3 protein-coding genes are annotated in these 4,984 nt (G+C 61.9%); 2 read left to right on the plus strand and 1 reads right to left on the minus strand.

Annotated elements, in window-relative coordinates; all coding sequences use genetic code 11:
- The first annotated feature begins 156 nt into the window (after positions 1 to 156).
- A complete protein-coding gene (locus NW839_RS12165) occupies positions 157 to 2,043 on the plus strand; it encodes an AAA family ATPase (protein ID WP_011434384.1) in 1,887 nt (628 codons plus the stop codon).
- 61 nt (positions 2,044 to 2,104) lie between these two features.
- Here NW839_RS12165 and glcD read toward each other — a convergent pair whose 3' ends face one another.
- Positions 2,105 to 3,616, minus strand: a complete 1,512-nt coding sequence (gene glcD, locus NW839_RS12170; protein ID WP_414350432.1) for a glycolate oxidase subunit GlcD — start codon at positions 3,614 to 3,616, stop codon at positions 2,105 to 2,107.
- 72 nt (positions 3,617 to 3,688) lie between these two features.
- Here glcD and NW839_RS12175 point away from each other — a divergent pair, with 72 nt between their 5' ends.
- A complete protein-coding gene (locus NW839_RS12175; RefSeq protein ID WP_414350430.1) occupies positions 3,689 to 4,918 on the plus strand; it encodes a class I SAM-dependent methyltransferase in 1,230 nt (409 codons plus the stop codon).
- Positions 4,919 to 4,984 lie beyond the last annotated feature (66 nt).

Consider the following 4,984-nt stretch of genomic DNA (forward strand, 5'->3'; position numbering starts at 1 on the left):
TCCGTACTGAACATATTATACATTATTTTCAGTATAGTTGAGCTTATTATTGACTAGAGTCATGCTCTCCTCACCTGAGCTGGCCAGGCAGGGGATGAGTTAGCACCTCTGGCGGGTCAATTTGCAGATAACTTGTGTGGATGGAAAATCCCGGCTATGGCCAATTTAAGTGACTTTGTACAGGGCATTGAGCAGTTGATCGAGCTGGCTCAGAAGCTGGACGAGAAAAAGCAAAGTGGAGAGCTGCGAACCGAAGTCCGCATCCAGGCCCGTCCTCTGGGCAGTTCTATTCCCCCTTCCGGCTCCATCCCCCGCCGCCGCAGCCCTGCCCAAACGGGGGATCCCCCCTGGAGCAGCGAGCCCCAAGTGATGTCTGCGGTTCGCTTCCAGGAACCGTCCAAGGCCGCTGTGCCCGACCCGCCAGCAACTTCTGCCGACCGCCCAGAGTCTTGGGCTGGGCCACGCCTCAAGGATGTGGGGGGACTGAGGGAACAGCTCCAAGCGCTGCGGGAGATGGTGGAGATCCCCCTCAAGCGGCCCGATCTGCTGGCCAAGCTGGGGTTGGATCCGCCCCGCGGCGTGTTGTTGGTAGGCCCCCCCGGCACCGGCAAAACCCTGACGGCCCGCGCCCTGGCCGAGAGCCTGGGGGTGAACTACATCGCCATTGTCGGCCCGGAGCTGATCGGCAAGTACTACGGCGAGGCGGAGGCGCGCCTGCGGCAACTGTTTGAAAAGGCAGCCAAATCGGCTCCCTGTCTGGTGTTTATTGACGAAATCGATGCCCTAGTGCCCAACCGCGCCACTGTCGAGGGGGAGGTGGAAAAACGCCTGGTGGCCCAGATGCTGGGGCTGATGGACGGGTTTGTGGCCCAAAAGGGGATCGTGGTGCTGGCAGCCACCAACCGGCCCGAGGCTCTGGATCCGGCTCTGCGGCGACCGGGGCGCTTTGATCGGGAGGTGATCTTCAAGGTGCCGGACCGGGAGGGGCGGCGGGAGATCCTGGCCATCCACACCCGCGGCATGCCCTTGGCGGAGGATGTGGATCTGGACAGCCTGGCGGATCAGACGCTGGGCTTTGTGGGGGCAGATCTGCGGGGCCTGTGCCAGGCAGCAGCCTATGCGGCTTTGCGGCGGCAGGTGCCCGATTTGGGATCCCCCATCCCCGAGTCCCTGACGGTAACCGCAGCGGATTTTCAACAGGCTCTGCAACAGGTGAAGCCGGCGGTGCTGCGCTCGGTGGAGATTGAATCCCCGCAGGTGAGCTGGGATCAAATTGGCGGCCTGGAGCACGCCAAGCAGATTTTGCAAGAGGCCATCGAGGGATCCCTGCTGCACCCTGAGTTGTACGAGCAGGCTCAGGCCCAAGCGCCCAAGGGCATCCTCCTCAGCGGCCCCCCTGGCACTGGCAAAACCCTGTTGGCCAAAGCCATCGCTTCCCAGGCCAAGGCTAACTTCATTGCCGTCTCCGGCCCGGAGCTCTTGAGCAAATGGGTGGGATCCTCCGAGCAGGCGGTACGGGAACTTTTTGCCCGCGCCCGCCAATGCGCCCCCTGTGTCATCTTCATCGACGAGATCGACACCCTCGCCCCGGCGCGGGGAAGCTACTCCGGGGATAGTGGGGTCAGCGACCGCGTTCTGGGGCAGCTGCTGGCAGAGCTGGACGGGATCCGCCCCAGCCAGGGGGTGTTGGTGGTGGCCGCCACCAACCGCAAAGCCAGTTTGGATCCCGCCCTCACCCGGGCCGGCAGGTTGGAGCTGCACCTGAGCGTGGAGCTGCCGGATCGCAGCGGGCGACGGGAAATTTTGGCCGTTCACAACCGCAAGCGTCCCCTGGGGCCTGATGTGGACTTACAGGGGTGGGCCGAGCAGACCGAAGGTTGGAGTGGTGCCGACCTGGCCCTGCTCAGCAACCGCGCCGCCATTGCCGCCATCCGCCGCCACCGCGCCACTTCCGAGACGGTGGATGCCAAAACCCTGGTCATCCAACAGGAAGACTTCTGTCGAGCCTTTGCCGAGCTGCAGCAGCAACGCCAAGCCGGCTGATCCCAGCCTAAGGGCTATTCCCATCACGCCAGCGGTTCGGAGCACCTTCAAACTTTCAAAATCAAAAGACTGGGATCCCTTGCCATTCTGGTTGGCTGTGGGCGTGGGCTGACTCACCGCAGGTGCGGGGGGTGGGAAAGATCTTGCCGGGGTTGGCGATGTGCTGGGGGTCGAACACCTGCCGCACCCATTGCATGCTCTCCAGATCCGCAGGCGTAAACATTTCCGGCATGTAGCAGCGTTTGTCTGCCCCGATGCCATGTTCGCCGGAGATGCTGCCCCCCAAGCGCACGCAGAGCTTAAGGATCTCGCCCCCCAGTTTCTCCACCTGCTCCAGGGATCCCGGCACCGACTCGTCGTAGAGGATCAAGGGGTGCAGATTGCCGTCGCCAGCGTGAAACACATTGGCCACCGGATAGCCGTACTCGCGGCTGAGGCGCTCGATTTCCTTCAAGACAAAGGCTAGTCGGCTGCGGGGGATCACCCCATCCTGGACATAGTAGTTGGGGCTGAGCTTGCCCATGGCGGCAAATGCTGCCTTACGTCCTTTCCACACCCGCGCCCGCTCTTCCGGGTCGGATGCGACCTGCACCTGTCGCGCCCCATTTTTGAAGCACAGCGCCCTCACCTGTTGGCCGGCTTCTTCCACCTCCAGTTCCAGCCCATCCACCTCCACCAGCAAAATGGCCGCCGCATCCCGCGGATAGTAGCCCAACTGCACCACATCCTCCACGGCATTGATGCTGAAGTTGTCCATAATCTCCAGGCCGGCGGGGATGATCCCGGCAGCAATGATGTCGGAGACGGTGGATCCCGCCGCTTCCACACTGTCAAAGTCTGCCAGCAAAACCTGCACTTGAGCCGGGGCCTTGAGCAAGCGCAGGGTAATCTCGGTGGCAATGCCCAGGGTGCCCTCGGATCCCACAAACAGCCCCACCCAGTCGTAGCCGGGCATCTCCGGGATCTTGCCTCCCCAGCACACCACCTCCCCATCCGGCAGCACCACCGTCAGGCCGAGAATGTGGTTGGCTGTTACGCCGTACTTGAGGCAGTGGACACCGCCGGAGTTCTCCGCCACATTGCCGCCGATGGAGCAAACCGACTGGCTAGAGGGATCCGGCGCATAAAAGTAGCCTTGGGCGGCCACGGCCTGGGTAATCCAAGTGTTAATAACCCCCGGCTGCACCACCATGCAGCGGTTGTCCAGGTCGATTTCCAGGATCTGCTTCATCAGGGTGGTGGCGATGACGACGCTATTTTCCACCGGCAGGGCTCCCCCTGAGAGGCCCGTACCGGATCCCCGCGCCACGAAGGGCACCTGGTAGCGGCTGCACAGCTTCACCACCTGCGCTACCTCTTCTGTTGTGCGGGGCAGCACCACCAGCGCCGGCCTTTGCCGGTAGCTGACCAGCCCATCGCATTCGTAAACCAGCAGCTCCTCCGGCTTGCTGATCACCCGCTGGGGATCCAGAATCTTTTTGAGCTCAGCCGTCAGCCTGATCCAGTCGAAGGTGAGGCCGGTCTGTAGAGGATGAGAAGAAGTTTTTGCGCTGGCAGTGCGAAGCACTTTCATAACAGTAGGCTCAGCAGGAGTTTGGGAGGGGGATATTGTCACTATAGTCTTGCTGGCTCCAACAGATAGTCCATGCAGCCCAACTCCCCCAGCGCCGAACAAGTGCTCAACCAAGTGCGGCAGCTCTACGAGCTCTACCCTTTCCCCCCGCAGCCCATCGGCACTGTTCCCCCGCCAGGGTGGAATTGGCGCTGGAGTTGGCCCCAGGCCCATGCCTTTTGTACGGGATCCCATCCGGGTCGGCGCAGGGTGCGCATTCTGGATGCCGGCTGTGGCTCGGGAGTGGGAACGGAATACATCGCCCACCAGAACCCCAACGCAGAAATCTGGGCCTTTGATCTGAGCAGCCGCGCCCTGGAAATCGCCGAGGCCCGTTGTCGAGCTTCCCAGGCACCGCTGGTGCAGTTTCGCCAGCTCAACGTCTACGACATCGACCAACTGCCGGGGCAGTTTGACTTCATCAACTGCGTGGGCGTGCTCCACCACCTGCCCGATCCGCTAGCGGGGCTGCAGGCTTTGGCCGGCAAATTGGCTCCCGGCGGGCTCTTGCACCTGTTTGTGTATGGTGAGCTGGGCCGCCACGAAATCCGCCTCATGCAAAAGGCCATCCGCCTGCTGGTAACGGGTTCTGAACACCAGACCCTTGCCTCGGCGGAGCAATTGCAGAGGGGTCTCCAGGTGGGCCGCCGCCTTTTCGAGATCTTGCCGGAAACCAACCGCATCCAGCAGCAAGAACGGGCCCGCTGGGCCATCGAGAACGTGGACGACGAATGCTTCGCCGATATGTACCTGCACCCCCAGGAAGTGAATTACACCATCGAGACTCTGTTTGAATTAATCCGGGCTTCCGGACTGCAGTTTCTGCGCTTTTCCAACCCAGAGTTTTGGCGGCTGGAGCGGGTGTTGGGCCAGGACGAGGCCCTGCTGGCTCAGGCGGCTCAGCTGCCGGAACCGGAACGCTATCGCCTGATCGAGCTGCTGGATCCGGTGGTAGCCCACTACGAGCTGTTTCTCGGCAAGCCCCCCATCCGCTGCTGGGAATGGACAAGCCCGGAAAGTGTAGCATCAGCCATTGCCCACCTCAGCCCCTGTCTGGGCCTGTGGCCGGGGCGGAGCATTTTCAACTATGCTTACGAAGCCATCTCCCTGAGCGAAGAAGCCTTCGCCTTTCTCCAACAGGTGGACGGGATCCGCACCGTCCAAGAGATCCAGGCTGGCCTAGAGTGCCCCCTGAGCTTCGAGCAACTGCAACGCTTGCTGCGCTGGCAAGTGCTGCTGCTGGAGCCTCAAAACTCAGTCTGATACATTCACGCTGAACTCTCCTGAACATGGTTCAGGAAAGAAGCGATCGCATCCTGCCTATCTCTG

The sequence above is a fragment of the Synechococcus sp. R5-15 genome, assembly GCF_047462035.1.
Classification (GTDB): domain Bacteria; phylum Cyanobacteriota; class Cyanobacteriia; order Thermostichales; family Thermostichaceae; genus Thermostichus.